Source organism: Colwellia aquaemaris, assembly GCF_057548755.1.
The window spans coordinates 158,394-184,116 of the sequence record NZ_BAAJLV010000002.1 but is presented as its reverse complement, the minus strand read 5'-3'; the positions used below and the strand labels follow the sequence as shown (position 1 = coordinate 184,116).

General features: G+C 39.0%; 16 protein-coding genes and 2 riboswitches. Of the genes, 5 read left to right on the top strand and 11 right to left on the bottom strand.

Features of this window, described 5'->3' with window-relative positions; all coding sequences use genetic code 11:
* Positions 1–46: 46 nt before the first annotated feature.
* Positions 47–200, bottom strand: a riboswitch (cobalamin riboswitch).
* Between the two features lie 83 nt (positions 201–283).
* From AC27HL_RS07115 to AC27HL_RS07095, 5 genes are all read right to left on the bottom strand, one after another.
* The gene (locus AC27HL_RS07115; protein WP_487080157.1) at positions 284–1,792 is read right to left on the bottom strand and encodes a cobyric acid synthase; all 1,509 of its coding nucleotides are present in this window, start codon (positions 1,790–1,792) and stop codon (positions 284–286) included.
* A complete protein-coding gene (gene cobU, locus AC27HL_RS07110; RefSeq protein WP_487080156.1) occupies positions 1,789–2,397 on the bottom strand; it encodes a bifunctional adenosylcobinamide kinase/adenosylcobinamide-phosphate guanylyltransferase in 609 nt (202 codons plus the stop codon). The genes AC27HL_RS07115 and cobU overlap by 4 nt, the downstream gene beginning before the upstream one ends.
* Positions 2,397–3,218 (bottom strand): adenosylcobinamide-GDP ribazoletransferase, encoded by an 822-nt coding sequence (locus tag AC27HL_RS07105; protein ID WP_487080155.1) that lies wholly within the window; start codon positions 3,216–3,218, stop codon positions 2,397–2,399. Before AC27HL_RS07105 ends, cobU begins: the two co-directional genes overlap by 1 nt.
* Positions 3,208–4,275 carry a nicotinate-nucleotide--dimethylbenzimidazole phosphoribosyltransferase gene (gene cobT / locus AC27HL_RS07100; protein WP_487080154.1) on the bottom strand — a complete coding sequence of 356 codons (1,068 nt, stop codon included), beginning with the start codon at positions 4,273–4,275 and terminating at the stop codon, positions 3,208–3,210. Before cobT ends, AC27HL_RS07105 begins: the two co-directional genes overlap by 11 nt.
* Positions 4,276–4,437: 162 nt before the next feature.
* A riboswitch (cobalamin riboswitch) is annotated at positions 4,438–4,628 on the bottom strand.
* A 180-nt stretch (positions 4,629–4,808) separates the two neighbouring features.
* On the bottom strand, positions 4,809–5,429 hold the full coding sequence (locus AC27HL_RS07095) for a histidine phosphatase family protein (protein WP_487080153.1): 621 nt from the start codon (positions 5,427–5,429) through the stop codon (positions 4,809–4,811).
* Positions 5,430–5,618: 189 nt separating this feature from the next.
* Here AC27HL_RS07095 and AC27HL_RS07090 point away from each other — a divergent pair, with 189 nt between their 5' ends.
* The 4 genes from AC27HL_RS07090 (at position 5,619) to AC27HL_RS07075 (ending at position 13,848) form a co-directional block, all read left to right on the top strand.
* Positions 5,619–6,437 carry a cobalamin-binding protein gene (locus tag AC27HL_RS07090; RefSeq protein WP_487080151.1) on the top strand — a complete coding sequence of 273 codons (819 nt, stop codon included), beginning with the start codon at positions 5,619–5,621 and terminating at the stop codon, positions 6,435–6,437.
* Positions 6,438–6,582: 145 nt separating this feature from the next.
* Positions 6,583–7,635, top strand: a complete 1,053-nt coding sequence (locus AC27HL_RS07085) for an HD domain-containing phosphohydrolase (protein ID WP_487080149.1) — start codon at positions 6,583–6,585, stop codon at positions 7,633–7,635.
* Positions 7,629–13,235 (top strand): ABC transporter substrate-binding protein, encoded by a 5,607-nt coding sequence (locus tag AC27HL_RS07080; RefSeq protein WP_487080148.1) that lies wholly within the window; start codon positions 7,629–7,631, stop codon positions 13,233–13,235. Before AC27HL_RS07085 ends, AC27HL_RS07080 begins: the two co-directional genes overlap by 7 nt.
* Positions 13,236–13,380: 145 nt before the next feature.
* Positions 13,381–13,848 carry a 2TM domain-containing protein gene (locus tag AC27HL_RS07075; RefSeq protein ID WP_487080147.1) on the top strand — a complete coding sequence of 156 codons (468 nt, stop codon included), beginning with the start codon at positions 13,381–13,383 and terminating at the stop codon, positions 13,846–13,848.
* 56 nt (positions 13,849–13,904) lie between these two features.
* Here the strand turns inward: AC27HL_RS07075 and AC27HL_RS07070 are convergent, their stop codons facing one another.
* The 5 genes from AC27HL_RS07070 to AC27HL_RS07050 form a co-directional block, all read right to left on the bottom strand.
* Positions 13,905–15,623, bottom strand: coding sequence for an RluA family pseudouridine synthase (locus tag AC27HL_RS07070; RefSeq protein ID WP_487080145.1), 1,719 nt, complete (start codon positions 15,621–15,623; stop codon positions 13,905–13,907).
* 109 nt (positions 15,624–15,732) lie between these two features.
* Complete coding sequence (locus AC27HL_RS07065; protein WP_487080143.1) at positions 15,733–17,004, bottom strand: sensor histidine kinase; 1,272 nt, start codon at positions 17,002–17,004, stop codon at positions 15,733–15,735.
* A 4-nt stretch (positions 17,005–17,008) separates the two neighbouring features.
* On the bottom strand, positions 17,009–17,728 hold the full coding sequence (locus AC27HL_RS07060; protein ID WP_487080141.1) for a response regulator transcription factor: 720 nt from the start codon (positions 17,726–17,728) through the stop codon (positions 17,009–17,011).
* A complete protein-coding gene (locus tag AC27HL_RS07055; protein WP_487080139.1) occupies positions 17,728–18,123 on the bottom strand; it encodes a DUF3019 domain-containing protein in 396 nt (131 codons plus the stop codon). The genes AC27HL_RS07060 and AC27HL_RS07055 overlap by 1 nt, the downstream gene beginning before the upstream one ends.
* 4 nt (positions 18,124–18,127) lie before the next feature.
* Positions 18,128–18,985 carry a MipA/OmpV family protein gene (locus AC27HL_RS07050; protein WP_487080138.1) on the bottom strand — a complete coding sequence of 286 codons (858 nt, stop codon included), beginning with the start codon at positions 18,983–18,985 and terminating at the stop codon, positions 18,128–18,130.
* A gap of 452 nt (positions 18,986–19,437) precedes the next feature.
* Here AC27HL_RS07050 and AC27HL_RS07045 point away from each other — a divergent pair, with 452 nt between their 5' ends.
* Positions 19,438–24,630: a S8 family serine peptidase gene (locus tag AC27HL_RS07045; RefSeq protein WP_487080136.1), complete on the top strand. Its 5,193-nt coding sequence runs from the start codon at positions 19,438–19,440 to the stop codon at positions 24,628–24,630.
* Between the two features lie 146 nt (positions 24,631–24,776).
* On the opposite strand, the gene AC27HL_RS07040 is transcribed toward AC27HL_RS07045, so the two are convergent.
* On the bottom strand, positions 24,777–25,667 hold the full coding sequence (locus AC27HL_RS07040) for a kinase (RefSeq protein ID WP_487080135.1): 891 nt from the start codon (positions 25,665–25,667) through the stop codon (positions 24,777–24,779).
* Between the last annotated feature and the right edge of the window lie 56 nt (positions 25,668–25,723).

Here is a 25,723-nt window from a genome sequence, read left to right as displayed (position 1 = left end):
CTCATTAATGATGCCCACCGCACCATATTTATTACTGCATAAACGCAGTGTGAATTAAGTAAATTCAAGTGCTCGGACTTATATAACGAAGATTTACTTACGTTATAATTACCGTTGCGGGGGCAGTGAAGGCTTCTCACCTTCTTCCCTCGAACTTACTATGTTAAACAGTAACTAAGATATTTAGTTACTGTCGCTTATTTAAATTTTTTTCATTGCTAAATCGAATACATCGACTCGCTAGTTTTATTGTTGTTAGCAACAACAACTTCAAAATGAAGACTTAACCTTTACCGCTTGGCGTATCGACACCTTGTGCAATAATGCTTTGAATTTTTTCCATATCTAAATGCTGCTGACAGATATCAGCCAAACGCTCTAACTGCGCTTCTCGGTGCTGATTGATATCGATAACGGGTTGCACTAAATCATTAATACCTAACCAGTTGAGTACTGCTTGTGTTGGCTCAGGGCAGTCAAAAAAACCATGAAGATAAGTGGCAATGATTTGCTTATCATCAGAAATACAGCCGTCAGGTGTATATTGCTTTTTGCCTAACCCATCACTTTCAATATGTAGTAGTGGTTTAGATAACGCTGGCCCTGTTGAAACACCACAATGAATTTCATAACCTGTTAACTGACAAGTTTCACCATTTAAACTCATACTCGCACTTACCTGCGTTAAGGTTTTTTCTCGCGTTAAAGTGGTATTGAAATCCAATAAGCCTAAGCCTGATATTTGTTCAACATGTGATTCAATATGCTCAGGGTCAAATATTTGTTTACCCAACATTTGATAGCCACCACAAATCCCCATAACCTTGCCGCCATAGCGCAAGTGTTGCTCAATTTCTTGCTGCCAACCTTGTTGCTTTAAAAAGGTTAAATCAGACGTGACATTTTTACTGCCTGGAATAATAATTAAATCAGCACCATGTAACGACTGACCAATTCGAATGTATTGTAAGTCAATATTGGGCTGTAAACGTAATGAGTCAAAATCGGTATGGTTGCTCATATGTGGCAGCAAAGGTACAAAAATTTTAACCTTAGCTTGTGTGACTTTATTATCTAACGCTACGGCATCTTCGGCGTCTAACGCTAAGTCATGTAAATAGGGCAACACGCCTAATACAGGTTTTCCTGTTCGCTGTTCAAGCCAATCTAAGCCAGATTCTAATAACTTAATATCACCACGAAAACGGTTGATGATAAAACCTTTAACTCTTGCTTGTTCTGATTCTGACAATAATTCAAGCGTACCCACTAAGTGCGCAAAAACGCCACCGCGGTCAATATCAGCCACTAATAAAACTGGACAATCTACTTTTTCGGCATAGCCCATATTGGCAATATCATGAGCGCGTAAGTTAATTTCTGCTGGGCTACCGGCCCCTTCCACTAACAGCACATCATGATCATTTGCCAATCGCTGATGTGACTCAACCACCGCTTGCATCGCTACTTTTTTGTAGTCGTGATACTTACCCGCTTCCATGTTCGATAAAGCTTTGCCGTGAACAATCACTTGCGCGCCAGTGTCACTGTTAGGTTTTAGTAAAATAGGGTTGAAATCAACTCGTGCTTCAACTTTCGCGGCAATCGCTTGTAATGCTTGTGCTCGACCAATTTCACCACCATCTTTCGTTACCGCGCTATTTAACGCCATATTTTGTGGTTTAAATGGCGCAACATTAATACCAGCATTAACGAGAACCCGACATAATCCAGCAACTAAGGTGCTTTTTCCTGCATCAGAAGTGGTGCCTTGCACCATCAATGTTTTCACGATTTATCCTTAACAGCTTTTGGCGACTTTAATGATAAAGGCAAACCTGCCATCACAAATTCAACATTATCAGCAAGGCTTGCAATGGCTTGATGTAACCAGCCCGCTTGATCAACAAACTGGCGTGATAATTCGCCCATAGGCACTATGCCATGACCCACTTCATTGCTGACTAAAATGATTTCAACACGTTTATTTTTATTGCTCGAACAAAGTTTTATGCTTTCTAATTGTGTCAAAAATTGCTGCTTTTCTTTTTGCCAATAATCAAGATTACATTCTGAGGTATGACCCGCTTCAACATTGGGCTTACATAAACTATTACTGAGCCACAGTGTTAAACAATCGACCAATATGCAGATATCTTGCTGACAACTTTCAATAACTAAATCTATGGTTTTGCCTAGCAATAATGGCGACTCTACTAGTTGCCAATGTTCAGGACGGTCAGCTTGATGTTGCGCAATGCGTTGCTGCATTTCACTATCTAATGCCTGCGCTGTTGCGATATAAATTACTGGTAGGTTTGATGACTTAGCATAACTTTCGGCTAAAGAACTTTTACCAGAACGAGCGCCGCCTAAAATAAGCTGTATCTTATTCATCAACTCGCCCCTGTCAGTGACAATAAAGCAATATAAACAACGACTTCCGAAAGCTGCTGCGCTGCGCCTAAACAATCTCCGGTGTAGCCGCCTAGTTGTTTAGTGAACCAGCGTTTTAAACACCAGCGAGTAATGAGCAAAATAGCCACTAATTGCCAAGCCATGCTAAATGATAAAGTAAAGGCAATAACCACAGCGCCTGTTGCCAGCAAAATTAAATAACTATTGCTTGATAACACTTGTGCTAAGGGCTTAACTTTTGATGTTGCATCTTCGCTGACATAAGGCATATCAGCAATTAAACTGGTTGCTACAACACGGCTTAAACAATGCCCTAGTAATAGAACCGATAATATATTCAGTGCTTCTACAGATAAAAGCTCGTTGTTATTAGCGTTGCCAACAAGAGCGACTAAAGCTTGATACTTAACCATTAAAATGAAAAATAATGCCGCTGCACCGTAAGTGCCTAAACGACTATCTTTCATGATATTAAGCTTGTTTTCGACCGTCCAACCGCCGCCGAAGCCATCCCATACATCAGCCCAACCGTCTTCATGAAAAGCGCCTGTGAGCAATACACTGCAAAACATTGAAATTAAAAGTGCGATCTCGACAGGTAATAACATTGCACTAAGATAAAAAGCTACGGCTGAACAGCCGCCAATTAACACGCCAACTAAAGCAAAATAGCGACTAGCTTGATTAAGCATACTGGCGGTAACATCAACTTTTAGTTTCACTGGTATACGGGTGAAAAAGCTTATCGCTAATAGTATTAGGTGCCATTGCTCGCGTAGCATGCTTTGCTTAAGTAACATCAGTTACCTCAGCATCGGCAAAGCTCGCCATGTCATTATAAAACCCAACAGCGGCTTGAAGCATTGGCAGTGCTAATGCTGCGCCAGTGCCCTCTCCTAAACGTAAACCTAAGTTTAATAACGGTTTAACCGCTAACCATTGCAACATTTTTTGATGGCCTTGCTCGCCTGAGCAGTGAGCAAAGACCATATAACCTTTTACATTCGCGTTTAATTCAATTGCTAACATGGCAGCTGCAGTACAAATAAAGCCATCTACAATAATCAACATTTTGCTTTCTGCTGCCGCTAACATAGCGGCAGTCATTTGTACTACTTCAAAGCCACCTAAACAGCGTAAAATAGCTTTCGCGTCCGTTAAATTTCCAGCATGTAAAGCTAATGCTTGTTCTATGACTTGTTGTTTCTTTTTAACTACCTCATCTGAAACACCAGTACCACGACCAACAACTTCGCTCGCTGGCACTTTCATTAACGCTGCCATAATGGCGGATGCAATCGTGGTATTGCCTATGCCCATTTCACCAAAAGAGACAACATTGCAGCCCGTTTGGCTAATATTGGCTATATGCTGTTTAGCAAATTCAAAACCTTGCTCGACTTGCGCTTCAGTCATGGCTGGCTGTTGGTTTATTGGTTTGGTGATATTACCTAAGCGTTGATTAATCACCGGTAATGAAGCGGTTGGTGCATGCAAAATACCAGCATCAACAACATTAAGTTGCCAACCAAATTGGCGACAAAATACATTTATAGCCGCCCCTCCGTTAGCAAAATTAGCCACCATTTGGCTAGTAACATCACTTGGCGCGATAGAAACACCTTCACTTGCAATACCATGGTCGCCAGCAAATACCGTTAAGTGAGGAGTTTTGATTGAAAGTTTTTGTTGAGATAATTCGAAGGAATTAGCTTTGTTAGTTGTTAACTGAATTTGTGCAATTTGTTTTGCGAGCACTTCAAGATCACCCAAAGCCCCCAAGGGTTTAGTTTTACCATCGATTTTTGCTTGAATTTTTTCTGAGTTTTCACTGCTAAGCGCTTTAATATCAAACATTGCATCACCTAAGTAAAACCGAACAAATTGCTTAACAACTGCGCGGTATAATTTGATTAACGTCGAATATTATAAGAGCATGCCTGAATTGACTAATGACCTAACACTAGTAAACAACTGACAATATAACCTATGCTCGAGTAACCCGCTCGACGGTCTAATTAATGTCTATGATTATTCTGGTATCCTGACTTACAGCATCTCAATATATCCCTTCCCAAGTTATTTTTGCGCAAAACTTAGTGGTTAATATATCGCTCTGTTTACAGTTGCGGGCACAGTTGTGGACTTTCACCACATTCCCAGTTTCATTCAATTTACAACGCATTTAAGGTAATAAAAAAATGAAAATTAATATGACATTATTAAATTTATGGCGCGATTATCGACAGCTAGGGGAAAATAGCAAGGTTTATTTTTATCTCAATTATGTCAGAAAAACATAAAAATGTTTTAAATCAGATTATTGCCTAAAACCTGGCTATTGCCTTCATACTAAAGGGCTAAAATTATCGTCATTTATTAAAACTAATTTACAACATTAATTTACACCAAGCCTTACCGTCACTATCAATGAAAATTTGAATATGAATAAGCGCGCCATAAGGCACATCAATATTAGTCATATGATGAGTACCGGGAATAGCAAGCCCTAATACTTTTGCCAGCAAGTATCGAATAACCCCACCATGACTAAATACTAAGATATTTGATGAGTCACATTTATCAATATTAGCTTGGCTTAACTGCGAAATTAAATTTTGCCAGAAGTCATTAACACGCTCAGTAAAGCTTGTCATAGATTCGCCATTCGGTGGTAAGCATTGCCAAGGGTTTTGCCAAAATTCCCCCAATGTCGGTGAGGTTTGCCATAATGTTTGGTAGCGTGCTCCATCCCAGTCGCCAAAATTCATTTCTTGTAACTGTTCAGATACTTGCAGCGTGAGTCCATTTTTTTGACTGAACTGTTCGGCAAAATCTCGACAACGTTTTAGCGGAGAACTAAAGCAATGTGAAATAGTAGGTAGCTTATTTGTCGCTGCAATTAATTGCTGTTTACCAAGATCAGAAAGTGCGATATCCGTTCGCCCACACAGAATACCTTTTTGTACCAGTTTACCATGGCGCAGTAAATAAACATTAAATTCTGACAAGTTTTATTCCTAATTCTACTGATAACTTCTAGGGCAGTGTAACAAATAAGTAAGTAACATTAACAAGTTAAATATTTTGTTTAAGGTTATCTCCCCTACCTTGTGAATAAAGAATAAAGCATTGTCTCTTAAGAGTGGATAATGTTAAAACAAGCACACTAAAAGCATTATTTATCCCAAGGAAAGTACATGAACCAAACTCTACAACCTAAATGGCCTGAACGTATTATCTGTTTAACAGAAGAAACGACCGAAGCGCTCTATTTGATGGAAGAAGATCATCGTATTATTGGGATATCAGCCTATACCATGCGCCCTGAACGAGCGCGTAGAGAAAAAACCAAAGTAAGTGCTTACATTACCGCTAGAACTGAGAAAATATTGGCGTTAAAACCTGATTTAGTTTTAGCTTTTTCTGATATGCAGGCTGATATCGTTGCTGACCTAATAAAAGAAGGCATTAATGTACACTGCTTTAATCACCGAAGTATTAGCGAATCCCTACAAATGATCCGCACACTATCTAGCTTAATTGGTAAGTCGGAGAAAGGTGAAAAGCTGGTTACTGAATTACAAAGTAACTTGACCAACATACAACAACAAGCCGCTAAATTACCTGTTCGTCCTAAAGTTTATTTTGAAGAATGGTTTGATCCCATTATTACTGGTATCGGCTGGGTAAGTGAACTAATTGAAATTGCGGGTGGTATCGATTGCTATCAAGAATTTGCTAAACAGTCTTTAGCAAAAAATCGCATTGTTGCAGACGCTAGTGATGTTATTGCCAAACAGCCCGATATTTATATTGCCTCATGGTGTGGTAGAAAATTCGATAAAGAAAAAGTGACATCACGAGATGGTTGGCAAGACATTCCAGCAATTAAAAATGATGATATACATGAAGTAAACTCTACCGACATTTTACAGCCTGGTCCTGCGGCATTAACTGATGGTGTAGCGGAATTAGCTCGCATTATTGAACAATGGTCAAATCGACAAAACACATAATGCAAATGACAAAATCGCCGGTGATTTAGCTTCAAAACAACAACTAAAAAACTATCTAGAAATTGTTGGGAAATTATTGTCTGAAAAGATAGTTACTGCTATGTTTTAATTATAGATTATTTATATTCTCACAATGGAACTTGGCATGAGAGATAGCGTTACAATATTAGTTGTTGACGATGCACCTGAAAACATTGATGTTTTGGTTGGTATATTAAAACCAAGTTACCAGTTGAAGGTGGCACGCGATGGTGAAATGGCCATAAAAATAGCCAATATTCAACCGCGTCCTGACTTAATTCTATTAGATATTATGATGCCAGGTATCGATGGCTACGAAACCTGTAAGCGATTAAAGCTCGATATTGCCACCCGTGACATTCCTATTATTTTTATTACCGCCAAAATATCTGTTGAAGATGAGGCGCGTGGACTTAGTTTAGGTGCAGTTGACTATATAGCAAAACCGGTAAACCCTGCCATCGTCATGCAACGGGTAAAAACACATTTAGCATTAAGTGATCAAAAACGTGAGCTCTATCAAAAAGTAAAAATGCAAACCCAAGAGCTAATTAACACTCGTTATAACATTATCCAAAAACTTGGCCGCGCGGCTGAGTTTAAAGATAATGAAACCGGTAATCATGTCCAACGTATGAGTAAATATGCTCGTATTCTTGCCCTTGCTTGCGGCATGGAAAGCGAAACCGCTGACTTACTAATGAACGCAGCACCTATGCATGATATTGGTAAAATTGGCGTACCTGATCACATTCTTAAAAAATCAGGCAAGCTAAACGAAGAAGAATGGTTGATTATGAAGGAACATGCTGCTTTTGGTGCCGAAATTCTTGATGAAGAAAACCCCTCATTACTTCTAGAAACCGCAAAAACTGTTGCCATGACCCATCATGAGAAATGGGACGGTACTGGCTACCCTAATGGCCTCAAAGCAGAAGCTATTCCACTGGAAGGTAGAATAATTGCTATCGCAGATGTATTTGACGCCTTAACATCTAAGCGCCCATACAAACCGGCATGGACCATAGAACGAGCAATAGCACTAATTAAAAGTGAATCAGGAAAACACTTCGACCCCCAACTGGTTGAATATTTTATAAATAACTTAGATGAAATACTCGAAATTAAAGCGCAGTTTTCTGAAGAGCCAACAACAAATACGGAAAACATATGCTAAGTTTTTGCCATTTGCGCACCTGCATTCTAGGTTTATTATCTACTCTTTTCATCTGCCTTAGCCCATCAAATTTTGCCAGTGAATTAGAAAAAGTATCGATTCAGCTGAATTGGACCCACCAATTTCAATTTGCTGGTTATTATGCCGCTATTGAGCAGGGTTATTATCAGGAACTCGGCCTAGAAGTAGAATTAAAAGAGTTTAATGGTAAACGCGCTATAGAAGACTATGTCGTAGAAGGCAGCGCAACATACGGCGTTAATAACTCTAGTTTAATTGTGGCAAAAAATAACGGCAAACCTGTGGTTATTGTGGCACAAATATTTCAGCACTCACCATCAACACTGGCCACCTTACGTTCTTCAAATATTACCACGCCATTTGATTTAATTGGCAAACGTATTATGGTTGACTCAAGTAGTGAAAACTATGCCTCAATTATCGCCATGCTTAAACAGGCGCAACCTGATACATCGGGCTTTTCTTGGCAAGAGCAAAGCTATGATTTTTCGTCGTTAATTAATGGCAAAAGTGATGCTATGCTTATTTATCGTACCGACGAGCCCTTTAAGTTTGCCCAAGAAAATATTGAGATATTTATCATAGATCCACGCGATTACGGCATAGATTTCTATGGGGATAACCTTTTTACCAGCGAAGAAGAAGTTAAAAATCACCCGCATCGTGTACAGGCAATTCGACAAGCAACAATAAAAGGTTGGCAATATGCGTTAAACAATAAGCAAGAAATTATCTCGTTGATTGAGCAAAAATATAACAGCCAGAATAAAACCCGTGCACATCTAGAATTTGAAGCTGATGAAATCAGTAAAGTTATCTTAGCCAAGTTCATACCTATCGGCTCTATTGCTCGAACTAGGATGGAAAAAATTACCGAAACCTACTATCAACTTGGCATGATAGCGTCACCTGTTTTACCAACAACTATATTACTCGAAGATGCCTTAGCTCAATTTGCACCTAAACGATTGAATCATGATAAAAGCATTTCATTAATCATCATAATGGTGGTTATTTCATTACTATTAATTTCTTGCACCCTATTATTGCCTAAATTAATCACAGCAAAACGACTTGCAGTTTTTATGGCTTCACGAAAATTCCCAGTGATTGTTCACTCCATTTCTATTCTCAATATTGCCATTATATTTACGGTGATTTATTTAACCCTACAAGATAATGAAGAAAGCACTCAAACCAGTATGAAAAAGAACTTAGAGTTTGTTGTTAGCGCAACAAAATCACGTTTAAATGACTGGGTAATGGATCAAGAAAATTTATTAAAACAGATCAGCCATGATGACGAGGTCGTCAATTTAACTCAAAAACTATTATTGCAGCCAACATTAAAAGCGTCGCTTTTAATCTCAACTCCACTTCAAAATATTCGTGAATATTTCCGTCAAAGTAGTGTTGATGGCCAAGGTTTTTTTATCATTAATCAGGACTACATTAATATTGGTTCTAGTCGCAATGAAAACTTAGGGCAAATCAATTTAATCGCCAAACAGCAACCTGATATATTACCGCGAGTATTCGCAGGAGAAACCCATTTTGTTTCTCCAATAAAGTCGGATGTCAGTTTAACCTTTGGGAATACACGTAACCCGATAGACCAATACAGTATGTTTATCGTAACCCCGATAAAAGACCGTGAAGACAAGGTTATCGCCGCACTCACCTTGCGTGTGCAAGCCAGTGGTCATATTTCAAATATTCTTCAACAAGGCAGAATCGGTGCCTCTGGTGAAAGCTATTTAGTCAATACGCTAGGAGAAATGCTGTCTAAAAGTCGCTTTGAAGCGGACCTTTCATCAATAGAGTATTTTAAAAACTTAACTGAAAATGAAAAACTTATTTCACTAAAAGCACCTAAGGTCGATATAACTCAGTCAAACAGCAGCAATATTGATATTAAACAACTGCCATTCACATTTATGGCTAATGATTTAATTAATAACGTACGCCCAAATAGCCAAAATGTATTGAACAACAATAAAGTCTCCTCCAATGTTATTGGTTACAACGATTATCGTGGCATCAATGTATATGGTGCTTGGGTATGGGACAACAAGTTAGGGTTTGGTATCGCAACTGAAATAGACGTTGCTGAGGCAATGCATGGTGTAAGTTCACTTAGAAATAAACTCATGCTAATTTCTTTTGTTACCTTGTTGCTGACCTTAACTTCTAACATCTTCACGGTCACTGTCGGACAACGTTCAACAAAATACATGCGCCGCTCAAAAGAAGAGCTAGAAAAAATTGTTGAGCAACGCACACAAGAGCTACAGCAACGTGAGCGTGCCATGTGGGAGCTTTACGAACATGCTCCCGTTGCCTATGCAACACTGAACGCTAACGGGGAATTTATTAAACATAATTGTGCGTTTGCTCACTTATTTAAACGTCCAAGGGAAATATTTATATCATTAAACTGGCAAGAATTTGTTGCTCCAGAGCACTATGTTCATAAAATTTTTCGTACTAAGTCGCATTTATTGGAATGCGAAATTCCCGTTAAAATTAGTGACTCTCAAACAATCGATACTATGCTTTCAGCACTGCCGGTTTACGATGAAAACGAGCAACTCAGTGAAGTTCGCTTAACCTTAATTGACGTTACGCAACAAAACGCAGCAAAAGCACAATTTACCGCGCTAATGGAGTCAGCACCTGATGCAATATTGCTGATAGATAAACATCGCGAACACAGCCTAGTAAACTCACAAGTATTATCTATGTTCGGCTATGAGAAGTCAGAGCTTATCGGTCAAAAAATAGAACGCCTATTACCAGAAGAAGCCAGCTCACATGTATTTGAGCACTTGATACACCAAGAAGAGCCTCAAAAGCAATTACTAGAACTTACCGGCAAGCGAAAGGACAATAGCGAGTTCTCAGCAGAAGTTACTGTGAAATCGCTCGATATTCACAACGACCGCTTTATTGTTGCTATTGTCAGAGATATTACCGAACGCAAACTAAATGATGCGGCATTAGCAGAACAAATTTTATTCCAACGGGCGCTGGCAGACACAATCCCTTACCCTATTTTTGTTAAAAATCCAGATACTAAGTTTATCAATGTTAATACCGCTTACGAGCAAACTTTTAACGTTAAAAGAGAAGATATAATAGGTAAAACGGTATTAGACCTAGAGTACTTGCCACTTGCTGACCGACAGGCCTATCAACGAGAAGACCTAGAGGTTATCGCATCATTAGGTATGGTGAAAAAAGAATTACCTTTAGTGTATGGCGATGGTTTAGAGCACACCACCATGTATTGGGTAAAAGGCTTTGAAAAAGCAGATGGTAGCACGGGTGGTTTACTGGGAACTTTTGTTGATATTAGTGAGCAAAAAATGGCTGAACAAGCACTAGCCCATGCAAAATCACTAGCCGAAGATGCTGCTAAAGCTAAATCCAACTTCTTAGCGAATATGTCTCATGAAATTCGCACCCCCATGAATGCTATTATAGGAATGTCGTCATTAGCGCTAAAAACACAACTATCCCCACAGCAAGAAAACTATATTTTTAAAGTTAACCGCGCCGCAGAATCTTTACTTGGCATCATCAACGACATTTTAGACTTCTCAAAAATTGAAGCAGATAAGCTGGATATTGAATCGATACCATTTTGCCTTGACGATATCCTCGATAACCTAAGCAATTTATTAATTGATAAACTCACCGAAAAAAGCACCGAGCTTATTTTCGATGTTGAGCAAAATGTACCTATCGACCTTATAGGTGACCCATTACGTCTTGGGCAAATATTAACTAATTTAGGCAGTAATGCCGCCAAGTTTACCGACCATGGCGAAATTAAAGTTCATATTTCTTGTACCAGTAAACATGACGACAAGGTGACATTAAAATTCTCCATTTGTGATACTGGTATTGGTATGACAGCTGAGCAGCAGGAAAAACTTTTCCAATCATTTAATCAAGCTGATGCATCAACAACAAGAAAGTACGGCGGCACGGGCCTAGGGCTAGCCATTTGTAAACGACTTATCGAGTTACTCGGCGGAGAAATTTGGGTAGAAAGTGAAGAAAATGCTGGTAGCCAATTTCATTTTACTATTAGTTATCAAACCCAAACCATAGAACAAATTAGAGAAAACAAGCCGCACTTATCGTCAATTCAAGGGCTTAAACTAGCTTTAATAGAAGACAACGATACTTATAAATCAATACTGCAGCGCATTCTAAAATCATTTGGGTTTGTGGTTGAAAATTACGCCTCAGTTAGCCACGCATTACCGGAACTTAGTCAACAAACTCATCATTTTGATGCGTTAATTTTTGACTTATCAAAATGTAGTGAAGAAGAGAACTACACTGATATTCATTCAATCAGAGATGCCTGTCCAACTTTACCAATTTTACATATATTGCCAAATCGACGAGAGATACCTGCACAAGCACTTAAGCAAAATAAAAATTATTATGTCACCTGCAAGCCTATTACTTCATCAAATTTACTAGATAGTTTGCTGATTACTTTAGGACAAGAAAACCTTAGAACAATTAAGCATAAAACTATGCCACTAGAAGAGCAGGCTGCTATCGATGCACTTAAAGGTGCAAAAATCTTACTGGTAGAAGACAACGCCATTAACCAAGAACTTGCCGTTGAACTCCTCAGCCACCACCAAATAAATGTTCATATCGCCAATAACGGCCAAGAAGCCATAGATTTTCTCGATAATGAATCCGTTGATGGTGTACTCATGGACTGTCAAATGCCAGTAAAAGATGGCTACACTGCAACGCGAGAATTAAGACGAGATGCACGCTTTACTGACTTACCTATTATTGCCATGACCGCCAATGTCATGGCTGGTGATAGAGAAAGAGCACTTCGCTCAGGTATGAATGAACATATCGGCAAACCAATAAATACCGGTGAATTATTTACAAAGCTAGCGCAATGGGTAACGCCTAGCGACCGAAATGCTCTACCTACCAAAACGAATACCGGCAATGCTAATAATATTAGTATTCCCGAGTTAGCTGGTATTGACACGCAAGCAGGTTTAGCTATTACTCAGCACAACCATGCGCTTTATCATCGGTTACTATTGAAGTTTAAAGATAACTACGAAAACGCAGTAGAGCCGATGGCGAACGCTTTAGCAAAAAATGACTACGCAAACATAGAGTTCTTAGCTCACACCTTAAAGGGCGTCGCCAGTAATATAGGTGCAATAGAACTCAGTCGATTAGCTGGCAAAATTGAAAGTTCAGCAATTGATGAGGCGACCGTTCAAGAAGACCTAGAACTGGCGCAACTAGAGCTGGAAAAAATTCAACAATCATTAGTACAGCTTAAAGCCAGAAGTCACAAAAAATCAGCATTTGATCCAACAATCTGCAAGCAGTACTTAGCACAATTGAGAGTAGAAATTGAAAATTATGATGTTGTCGCAATTGACACCATTCAAGCGTTAATTGCCATGACAGAGCAGCATCAAGTTAGCAAAACCTTAAATAATGTTATGACAAAAATAGAAGTATATGACTTTGACGAAGCTGCAACATTACTTGATAAGGTAACATTCTAATCATTCATCTATTAAATACTTTATATTTATTAGGTTTGTAAGATGTTGATTTTTAAGCACTGTCGCATTTTTGTCGGATACAAGTCGTAGTGTCAGCGATATTTTTAATAGATAGTAAATCTCGAATAGTAAAAAGGAATTAGAAATGATAGTGAGAAAACTAAGACTTAAACGTGCATGGTCTCAGGAACAATTAGCGCAATTGAGTGGTTTAAATATTAGAACCATACAGCGAATTGAAAGAGGCCAAAAAGCAGGTTTAGAATCTTTAAAAGCTCTCGCCGCCGTTTTTGAAGTTACACTAGAAGAGTTATTACCGGAGGAAAACATGAGCACCGCTGACAACATAAGCAAAGAAGAAAGCCAGATTATTGAACATGTTAAAGATATTAAGGGATTTTATGGCCACCTTGTAAATTACCTAGTTGTTATAACAGGTCTATTTATTATCAACTTTATAACCAGCCCTGATTATTATTGGGCTTGGTGGGCTGCATTAGGTTGGGGAATAGGCGTAATATCTCACGGATTTAGTGTTTTTGAAGTATTTAGTCTTTTTGGTGCTGACTGGGAGCGAAAACAAATAGAAAAACGTTTAGGCAGAAAATTGTAACTCCGCGGCGAATTTTTCGCTTCTTTATTGCTAAGAGAATGATGTTCGCCAAGTATTTATGCAGGCTTAGCTTTAAACGCAAAGTCTGCAGCAACCTCAAACGCCATATCTTCTTTGGTAATAGGATGTTTAAACGCTAAATACTCTGCATGTAAATGTAAGCGATTTGCCTTAACACCATAATGGTCATCACCAACAATTGGGGCTTGTAACCCCTGCGGATGCGCACAGTGCACCCTCAATTGGTGCGTACGGCCAGTAACAGGATAAAGGTGTACTAATGTACTTTCATCATTACGCGCCACAACCTGCCAATGGGTTAGCGCTTTTTTCCCATGCTCGAAACATACCAATTGTCGTGGTTTATCATCGAGATCTAAGCGTAATGGTAAGTCAATAACGCCGCTATCTTCAGGCAAGCACTTATTTAACATAGCGACATAGCGTTTTTTAACGCTACGTTCAATAAATTGCTTTTGCAATGCTTTATGAGCACGTTTATTTAACGCTATGGCTAACAAACCTGAAGTCGACATATCTAGGCGATGGACAATTAACGGACCGCTGGCATGTGGAAACTGATTCTTAATTCTTAAATATACTGAATCTTCAATATTCTTTCCTGGCACAGATAAAAATTCAGCCGGTTTGTTAATCACAAGTATGTCATCATCTTGATAAACAACACTTAAATCTTTGCCTTGTGCTGGGTTAATGAGTAATGGATTCGCTTCAACATTCAAGCCTTGTAACATATGGCCAAGTATTGGTTGGCATTTGCTATAACATGATGGATAAAATTGACCATGATGTCGGATGGCTGATTTAGGTGCTGCTCCCCACCAAAATTCCGCCATAGCGATTGGTTGTAGCTTGCTCTGATAGGCATATTGTAACAACTTAGGTGCGGCACAGTCGCCAGAGCCAGCTGGAGGTGTGCGATCGGGCAATTCCGCAAAAACCTTATTAAGATCTTTAATTTCTTGCTTAGCATTTAGAAATTTATATTGGCTAAAAAGCTTCTTTTGTAAGTGTTTAGAACGTGATTTTCGCTGCTTTTTCAGTGCTAAAATTTTATCTGTTATAACAGTTAACCTGGCTTCAAAGGCTGCTATATTTTCTGACCATTTAACCTTTAATGCTTGTAAAGTTTTTTTCTGTTCAATACTCTGCCCGGCTAACTCGGCATGCAGTGCGCTTAATTTTTCTGCAGATAATCGCTTCTCTGCTTCCTTACGTTTTAACTTTCGTTGTTTTCGACCTTCAACCATTACCGCTTGCTGAGCTAAAAGCTCCTGTTGATATGATGCCTTTGCTGTTACCAATTGGCTTTGCAATTGCGCAAATTCAGCACTTTTTTCTATCGCGTTAATATCATCGTTAAGCGCATTAATGGCACTTTTCTCGGCAAGAAATTGCTCATCATGTATTTGCATATCTGAAATTGCAGGTACAAAAGCAATACCATGAGGAACAGTATCAAGTTGGCCTGAATAAGCCATTAAATAACCCAGTTGCTGCTGAGCATTTTTAACCACCAACACCCCAAACATTTTACCAACCGTAGTCATATTATCATGAATATTGCTACTAGCTGATAAACCACAAATTTGTTGCCAAGCGCTATGACTTGAAAGCTTTGCCATTAATTCATTACATGCAATGCGCGCTAGTTGATTCGGCTGATAGTAAAATGGAAAGGTAAACTGTTGCGGAATGGGAAAACCAGAAACATCAGCTGTAAAGGCAGTAAAACCGAAAGGTGAAACACTCATAAATTCGTCAATAGGTGGCATGCAATAAATGCGCAGATTCTAGCACACTTTCTGAAACAAGTTTTTCCCATCACTTATCGCCATCAAGCACTAATTTTACCCCATTAAACTAATTAAACTCAGTAATTTGCTGGCTTACAACTTGTTGTTCATCTTCCGCGGTAGGTAATTTAACAATAAACATTGCCCCAGAGAGGACTTTGCTATTCATGGCAATAATTTCACCTTGATGCCAGTCAACAACTTTTTTAGCTATCGCAAGACCTAAGCCATAGCCAGTTAAATCATCTTTTTCTCGGTTAAATGCCAAAAACAGATCTTCAAATTTTTCACTTTGTAAACCATGTCCATCATCTTCAATTTGGAAAACTAAACGTTCGTCGTCATCAAATAAGGTAATAATAACTTCATAGCGCGCATGCTTTAGCGCATTATCAATCAAGTTTTTTATGACCCTAGAAAAGTAACGTTCATCAATTAAGGCCATGCTTTGGCTATTATTGATAAAGTTAATTTTCTTATCAGAAAATCGCAGCAGCTTTGCCATATATTCTTCTACAATTGCCACCGGCGACTGAGCCTTTAACAAAAGCGACGGGCATTGCTGTTCTTGCTTTGAAAAACTTAAATATTCCTGAACTAAACGCTCTATGTCCGAGATATCACCATCAAGTAATGGCTTCATTTGTTCATAGCTCTCACCTGTCATTGCTGACAAGGTAAACTTAGCACTAGAAAGGCTAGTTCTCACTTCGTGTGAAAGCGTGTCAGAAAGTTCTTTCTGCAAAGCGACAAGCCGTCCTATTTTTTCTAGCATTCCCCTTATTGTCAGAAAAATTTGCTGAAAGTAAGAAGAGTCGGGAAAGTCATTAGCTTTCAATTCTTGTTGAGCTTCAAATTTACGTACAACATCGTTAAGTTTGGCCATATCACGAAATAATGGATAAAGCCCTAAAAATAGTGCCGCCGCTAATAAAATATAAAATGTACTGGTATATAAGTGGTTGGTTTCTGGCGTTGGTGTAACTATGGGGCCCAATTGAAGATATGCACTATTGTCATAATAGATATAATAATAATTACCACCTTGTGCATCTGCGACAGAAACTGTTTTGCCGTTATCAAGCAGTTGTGTTTGCGCGGGAGGAAACATTATCCGTGTTTTATCAACTAACATGGCAGGTAATGCAAACGGGATTGTTTGCTCGCGACAGTTTTCACTACGACAATATGCTTGAATGAGTGGTAAAGTATCGGTTAACTCAAGAGGTGTTATTGTTACCGCTTTTTGACTATTATTATACCAATAATCAGCAAGTAAAATACTTGAGACAATACCTATTACAATCAATAAGTAGTGTTTAATAAACGCTTTAAACAAAGGCTTACTCGTTGACCGTCAGCATGTAGCCTTGGCCCCACATAGTGTTAATTCGACACGATAAGCCTTCATAGCTTAATAGTTTTTTACGTAAGCGACTTACGCGACCATCAATGGTTCGGTCAAGGCCATCGTAAGAACGTTTTAAGGTTTTAACAAATAAATACTCTCGCGTAATTTGCTTACCATAATTCACTGCCAATAACCAAAGTAAATCAAACTCATGTCGTGACAATAAAATTTCTTGCTGCTGAAAACGTGCCCAGCGATTGTTTTTATCAATGGTAAGGTTTCCAATAGTTAAAACATCTTGTTGTTCTACATTAACTGAGCGTTGCAAACATGCTTTGACTTTTGCGAGTAATAACTGAGGATCAACAGGCTTACAAATATAATCGTCTGCGCCGAGCTCAAAACCTTTTAGCTGATTCTTTAAGTCGTTTAATGCACTAAGAAATATATAAGGGCCGTGATAAAAAGCGCGTATTTTCTTTAATATACGAAAGCCATCATTACCAGGTAACATAATATCGCAAATAATAATGTCAATTTGTTCATGTTCGATCAGTGAGTTCAAACATTCATCATTAATAAAGTGTTTAACATCAAATCCTTGCGAGGTAAAAAAAATGGTAATTGACTGGGCTAAACGCTGATCATCTTCAATAAGTAAAATTTTTGTTTTCCGTTCACTAAATGTACTTTCATTCATTAACGCTTGCATTAAAATACACTCCATAAATGGCGACGTGATTGCCGTACATCTCGACCTAACTCTCTTACAATTAGTTGTTGTCGAGCTTCTGCAGCTAAGTGGTTAGATACGCGCAAAACAAATTCATTATTTTTATCAACGGTCATCGCCAACACAATTGAGGTGTTTTGTTGCATTTCGCTGCAATAAAGTGGCTTACTTTCCTTAACACGGTACAAACAACTTGCACCTGCTTGGCTCAATCGCCATTGAAAATGAATTTTTTGCTGGCAATTATTATCTCTAGCCACAATACAAATACTGGGCTTTATTTCAAATGATTCAATCACAATCGCATCACTCGCCTTGGTCGTAATCGACCAAAGTAAGATGATAAAAGTAAGTGATTGAATAATAAATCTCATGGCACTAATACATATACTTAATGCCAACAAAATATGACAATATATTTGACCGTTCAATAACAGGACTGCGTCTAATATCTGAATCTAGCCATTGTTTTTTCACAACTGCTAATGCAAACCAATGTTCAGCAATTGGATAGGCTGTTGTGTACTGTAGGTAAAAATTGTTGCTACTACTTAAACTATGATTATTTTGTTCAAACTTTGCGTGATCAACACCGTAATAGTAGTTACTCATTTTGTCGCTTTTATGAATATAACCAATTTCTATATCACTCGATATTGATGAAAACTCTTGCTGAAAACGCACGCTAAAATCAATTTCATAGCCATTATGAACATTACTAATATCAAATAATGCTGAAACAAAAAAATCTAAATTTCCGTAACGACGAAATTCAGCACCCGCCATATACGACATTGATCTGTGTTGAGGTAAAACTTCTTCAGCATCAATTGCCTGTTGTAAATCTTTACTATTAAACATAGGTTGTCTAATAAAGGTGCCACTTGCAGCCACCGCGGCAAAAGCATCTCGATGGTCGCCAGGGAAATAAATACCATCAAAATTTTGTTTACCAACTAACTCAACAACTAAATTTGGTTGTTGCATTAGTGCGTATGAAATATTTAAGTTTTCAACAGAAAATTTTTCGCCATAATAACGAATGTCAGGAATAACAAATAGTTTAATATTTTCCTGTTTAGCAACAGGCTGACGCAATTGCCCATAGCCTAAAGTGAGCCCTAACTGCCACTTGTTAGCCTCAACTAATTGGGATGTATTAACAGCATTATTCGCATGTGTACTTGCTGTTGCCAACAAAGCGAATAAAAAATACAAAAATGCGATACACTTCATGATAATTATTTACAACAAATTAAAAAATTCTCTGATTTACCAGCAGAATTATGATGCCGTCAATGTAGCAATACGTATAATTAATTACAAATCAATATAGTTACACAATACGGTGAAAATTCTCCCTCTCGCTAACACCACCAAAATAAACACCACAATTTCAACAACTTAAAATTACTCATTGATATAATCCACCACTACAAAGCGTTACAATTTTGTACAAATGCTACACTTTTGTACAAATGCAACTATAGCTAGTGTATTACTGGTCAGACTTTTATTGCCCCTCCCAAGTTATCTGCCTTTACGTTAGTTTTTGTCAATAATTTAATAAATATGCACAGAAGATAAATTTTTAAATGGTACAAACTTGTACATTTTCAGCAATAAATATGTGCGTTACTTTCTGGCGAATTGTGTATTTAAACGCAAAGAAAACGAGAGAGAGTAAAATGAAACTAAAAAAAATAGCCTTAGCTATTAGTGTCGCTGCATATAGTGCAGGTGCAGCTTACGCCGCAACGCCGCTTTCGGCCGCACAAAAATTACAGCCGGTTAAAGTCACTGCTGAACAAATTAAACAACGCCAACAAGCAGCATTATCATCGCAGAAAAATATGATGCGAAATGAAGGTCTTAATGTACATATCAATAGACAATACGGTAAGTTTGTTGAAGAAGAAGGTATTACTGGCGAACATACCTATATTGTTCGCTTAGTTGACCAGCCCGTTGCCATTGTTGCCAATGATAAGAGCTCAGCTATTGCACAAGAAATGCAAACTAAGGGCATAAACAAGCTATATAGCAATGGGAAAACAAGCGTTAGTGCCGCTCAAAAATATGAACAACAACTGCTAGCGACACAACGCAATGTAATCAGCGAAGTACAAAAAGTTACGGGTAGCAATAAAGTTCGAGAACAATACACTAAAGCACTCAATGGTTTTTCAATGACCATGACGCAAGAACAAGCCAAAGAAGTTGCTAGCATGGGCAATGTTGTTAATGTTCAACGTTCAAAATTTTATGATTTACTATCAGATCAAGGGCCAATACAAATAGGGGCAGATCAAGTTTGGACTGGCGCAGCAACCGTTGACCAAATGAAATATAAAGGCGAAGGTCAAATCATCGCTGTAATCGATACCGGCGTAAACAGCGATCACCCATCATTTGCTGATATTGGTGACGACGGTTACAATCACGTTAACCCTTGGGGTACAGGCAACTATGTAGGCAATTGTGCTGATGATGAGCTTAAAGAGTTTATTAGCTGTAATGATAAACTCATCGGTATTCGTACCTATCAGTCTGTAACCGATATTCATAAAGGCTTTCGAGCTGATTGGCCAGCTATTGGTGAAGATTATCAAGGCCATGGTTCTCACACAGCATCAACGGCTGCAGGTAATGTATTAAACGACGTTGACTTTGTTAAAACGCAAATCGCCGATGCTGACGGTAAAGCTGATGGTGACCTAGTCAAAGCAGATTTATTTCCCGTTATTTCTGGTGTAGCCCCTCATGCAAACATCATAGCTTACCAAGTATGTGTTGGTAACAATGATGAAAATAAGCAAGGCTGTCCGGGTGAAGCCTTAGTTTCAAGTATCGAAGATGCTATTACTGATGGTGTTGATGTAATTAACTTTTCTATCGGTGGCCAAGACAAAAACGTTTGGGCTGACGATGTACAGCTAGCGTTTTTATCTGCTCGTGAAGCCGGTATTAACGTAGCTGCTGCTGCCGGCAATGGTGGCCAATCATGTGGTAGTCAAGAGTGTATGGGTGGTGTTGATAACTCCTCACCTTGGTTGGCACAAGTTGCAGCAACTACGCACGATCGTGAAATTGCCATTGAAACATCTGTAGAATACAACGGCTTTATTGATCCTGCTTTAGGTAGTGAAGTTCCTCCTGGCATTGATCACCCTGTACTAGGTGGTTCAATCAATACTACTGAATTAAGCGGTGTTGTGGTTTGGGCGAAAGACTATGAAGATAGCAGTGGCTCAAAAGACTGGAATGGTTACTGTGTTAATAGCTACCCTGCCGGCACTTTTGACTTCTTTAAAGATGGTACGGCAATTCCAGGAGCCGCTGACGGTTCAACGAATGTCATCGTTGTATGTCAACGCCACTACCCAACGGACGCCGCCGCTAACGCGAGAACAGCAAAAGCAGAAAATGTTCAAGCTGGTGGTGCTGATGGTTTTATCTTATTCAATGCTGACCCAACACAAGGTACAGTAGCTGATAGTTATGTTATTCCTTCGGTTCACTTTACTAGTGAGCAATTTCACGGTAAAGATTTTGGCTGGCAACATCCTGACAATACTGACGGCATTGCTGATTGGATTGATTCATACGATGAAATGGGCCATCAAATTACCATTAAGCCGACTGTTGTCGAGCGTAGAATAGACGAAGAAAATGGTGACTGGTTAGCTGATTTCTCTTCACGCGGTCCTTCATATCGCAATATCGAAACATTAGCACCAACATTAGCAGCACCAGGGGTTGATGTTTATGCCGCTTATTCTGATGAAAATCCATATCTAACTAATTCATTTGGTACTGATTATATTGCTATTAGCGGTACATCAATGGCATCACCACATGTAGCAGGTTCAATGGCATTAATTCGTCAAGCAAACCCAACTTGGACCGCAGCAGAAGTACAGTCTGCATTAGCCATGACAGCAGACAATGTTGTTCAGTATCACCGTTTAAACGATGAGAATGACGTAGTAGGTAAAGCTGAAATTTATCGCGCTGGCGCTGGCCGCATTAATGTTGCTAATGCCGTACAAGCTGGTTTAATCATGGATGAAACCGCAGAGAACTTTAAAGCAGCTGATCCATACAATGGCGGTACGCCACATAAACTGAACATGCCAAACCTTGTTGATTTTAGCTGTTCACCTGAGTGCTCTTGGGTAAGAACCGTAAAAGCAACACGTGACGGCACATGGACAGTTTCAAATGAAGCCGTTCGTAGTTGGGCGTTTGACATGAACATCCAAACGGATGAACAAGGTATTACTATTGAAGCTTCGCCATCAACTTTCACATTGAAAGCTGGTGAAACTCAAACAATAGTCGTTAAAGCTTCGATAGCTGCTGCACAGGGCATTTGGGGTAATGGCGAAGGTGAGCTTCATTCAGCATTAGTATTAACAGCCGACGATGACAATATTCCTGATTCACGCTGGCCGATGGCGTTTAGCTACGATGCAGGTGAATTACCAACACGTGTTGCGGCAACTGCCCATCGTGATGATAGCGCTTATCGTGTCAGTGGTATTCGCGTACCAAAAGCTGATAATCCTGTAGGTCGAGTTTATGCTCCGGTTAAAGCAGAAGTTGAAAATGTCGTTTTGCATAAAGATGATGATATTACTCCACCTTGGATGATCAACACTCCTGATCCTGAAGACATAACAGAGTTTGCCATTGATGAAGACGCAACATTCACCAAACTCATTGAGGTTCCTGCAAATACCAAGCGTTTAGTTATTGAAACACTAGGCCTTACGGAGTCTGAAGCAAAAGGTACCTTCGAACAAGGTAATGTTAGACTATACATGGGTAAAGACTATGACGGCGATGGCAAAATTGAGCCGGCAACGGAAATTCTATGTTTGTCAAACTCTCCAAGTCACGATAATTTCTGTAACTTAAATGATCCTGAGCCAGGAACATATTGGGCTATTCTTCATAACCCAAATAACCAATACGGTGAATTTCCATTAATCCCAGAAACATTCACCTTAGCAACTGCCGTAATTTCCAACGATGTAGCAAGTAACATGGCCGCTGAATTACCGGCAAGCGATGGCACTGATACCGTTGACTTAGATGTTAACTGGAATATGGCTATGTCCGAAGGTGATATCTACTACACTGCTGTTGATGTTGGTACGTCAGCTGCAAATGCAGGTAACTTAGGTACTATCGGCTTTAAGCTAACACGTGGTGTTAACGATGTTAGTATGAGCAGTAACCAAAGCGCAGGTAAAGCCGGAGATAACATTGCTGTAAGTTTCAATGTTCTAGCTAACAACTCAGGTGCTGACCGTGATTTCACTATTACAACAACATTGCCTGAAGGTGTAGTACTAACAGATAGCGATTTGGCGAAGTCTAATGCTGATGCCGCAACACTTAGTGTTGAAGGTAACATCCTAACTATTTCTGGTACACAACCTGATACTGGTGCCGTTGTTCCTCATTATAATATTACCACTAACGCAACTAACGAAATGTGTATGGCTCCTGATGTTGGCAACCCGAATCCAGGTGGCTACATTAACATGAGCGATTTTGGTATTAACCCGCTATTTGGTGGTTTGGATGAAAATGGTAACAACACCAATGTTGGCTTTAGATGGGCGAATACTAACGTATTTGAAACATCTGTTCTGTTCGGTGGTCATGCAGATTCATTCCACTTATATAACAACAAAGAAAGCCTTGCACCTGATGTATTAAAAATTGGCGGTAACGGTGCAATCATGTTTGACCAACGTCCAATGTTCTGGGATTTTTACTTCCCATTACCATTTGACGGTTTCCCAGACGAAATTGTTGCGCCACTATGGCGTGCAGGTAACCCACTAACCAATAGAGAATCATTTAATACTGAATTATCATGGAACTCTGGTGTTTCAATGGGCTTTACTGGTGATGGTTGGGCGATTATCGAATGGGATAACGCCAGTGATTATGCATATGCTGGTCAAGACTGGGCAGCAGGTAAAACACTTTGGGATCGTCGCGACAACAGCTTTGACTTTGAAGTACTGATTAATGCAAATGTTCGTCATAATGATGGCGAGTTCGAATTAATCATGGCGTACGACAATATCGACTTTGGTAGCACGGATGGTCGTGGTTCAATCGGCATTAAAGGCTACTCTGACAAATTTGATGCTTACGGCCCATTAACAGGCTATAAAGGCGAACAATTTGCATTGAATAACTTAGATGAAGTCATTAAAGATGACTTAATTGTTTGTTATGACTATGTTGGCCCTGAGTCTTCACAATTTAGTGTCACTTTAAACTTTGATGTTACAAACGACTTCTCTGGTCGTGAGCTTGAATTCTCTGCGGTATCTAGCATTGAAGGCATGGCTGACATTAATATGAGTAAAACAATTGCCATTAACAGCAACATTACCTTAGTTGATATAAATGACATGAGCACTGATGAGAATACTGATTTTGACATCAATGTTACTTTTATCGATGACCTAAATACTGCCAACTCTGTATCTGTATCGGGCGAGGCAATTGCAAGCTTTACATCAGTTGAAACAGCATCAGGAGCAACCTTAACGGTAACTCCAAAAGCCAATTATCACGGAAAATCAGAGGTAACGGTTACTGTTGCTGATATTGATGTGGCAACTGACAAAGCAACAACTAGCTTTATGTTAACAGTAAATTCTGACGGTATTGAGTTAGGTTGTACTGATAGCACAGCGACTAACTTTGATTCAACAGCAAACAAAGATGACGGTAGTTGTACATTCCCAGCTGAAGAGAAGAAAAAGTCTTCTGGTTCATTCGGTTGGTTAATGCTGGCATTTGTTGCATGTTTTGGCTTACGTAGAAAAGCAAAACTTAACGGTTAATTTTTAACAGTTAGTAGACAACGTTAGTACTTACGTAAAGTGCATAATACGAGAAAGAAGCAAAGGCAAACAGACTTCCTACTGTTTGCCTTTTTTTACACGCAAACATTAGACAAACCGATATTTTCAATGCCTGAAACTTACACTTAAGTTTTATTTGTTTCTACGCTATCGCAATATAGTACTTGCCGATCTTGATTGAAATATAAGGTAACGTCGGCTTTATCTCCCATAGTTGCTAACGCATGTTCGGTGAGTCGTTGAAACAAAAGTACAAACGCTTGAACTTGCTTATTCGACATGGTCGCCGATTGCTTTGTTATTGGTTGGCTAGCACGCAATTTTTCTTCTTGTTGCAACCGCCATTGGTAAACACAATCAAATGACGGCGCTTTTAAATACAACCAGAAATCAACAAAAGCATATAAAGGCGTATAATTTTCTATCAAGCAAGTATTAACGTACTGACGCCAGACCAAATCCTTGTCATGTACCTGCTCAACTGTATTGCATGGCTGAATAAGCTCACGATGATGTTGTGCTGCAACCCCCCAACACCAACCTTCAATCAAGACTAGATCAACCGGCAAACTAATACGGTAAGGTGCACAAGGGTTATCATTTAGTTTTGAAAAACGCGGTACCTCCAGCTCGCCTGAATTCTTTTTCAAACGGCTCAATACGTGAAACAATTCATCAACATCATGGGTCCCTGGCACACCGCGAGTTTTCAATAAAGGATGAACATTATTAGCTAAACTTAAGCGCTGATGTTGCGTTAAATAAAAGTCATCCAATGACATATTAACTACGTTTAATTGATAACAAGTATTGAGGTAAGCTTGAATAAATGCAGAAATTGTTGATTTCCCCGAGCCTTGGCAGCCATTGATACCAGCAAAAAAAGGCTCTTTAGATAGAGTTGACTTACGCAAAAAACATTCAGCAAGCGGAACTAAATAACGTTCGGCAACAGCTAAAAAATCTCCTGAAAGCTGATGCTTTTTAATGAAGGTATCTATGAATACGCTCGACATTCTTTTTATTCCTCCAATGTCACATCCCGTTAATCACTGTTTAATAAATCATCCCC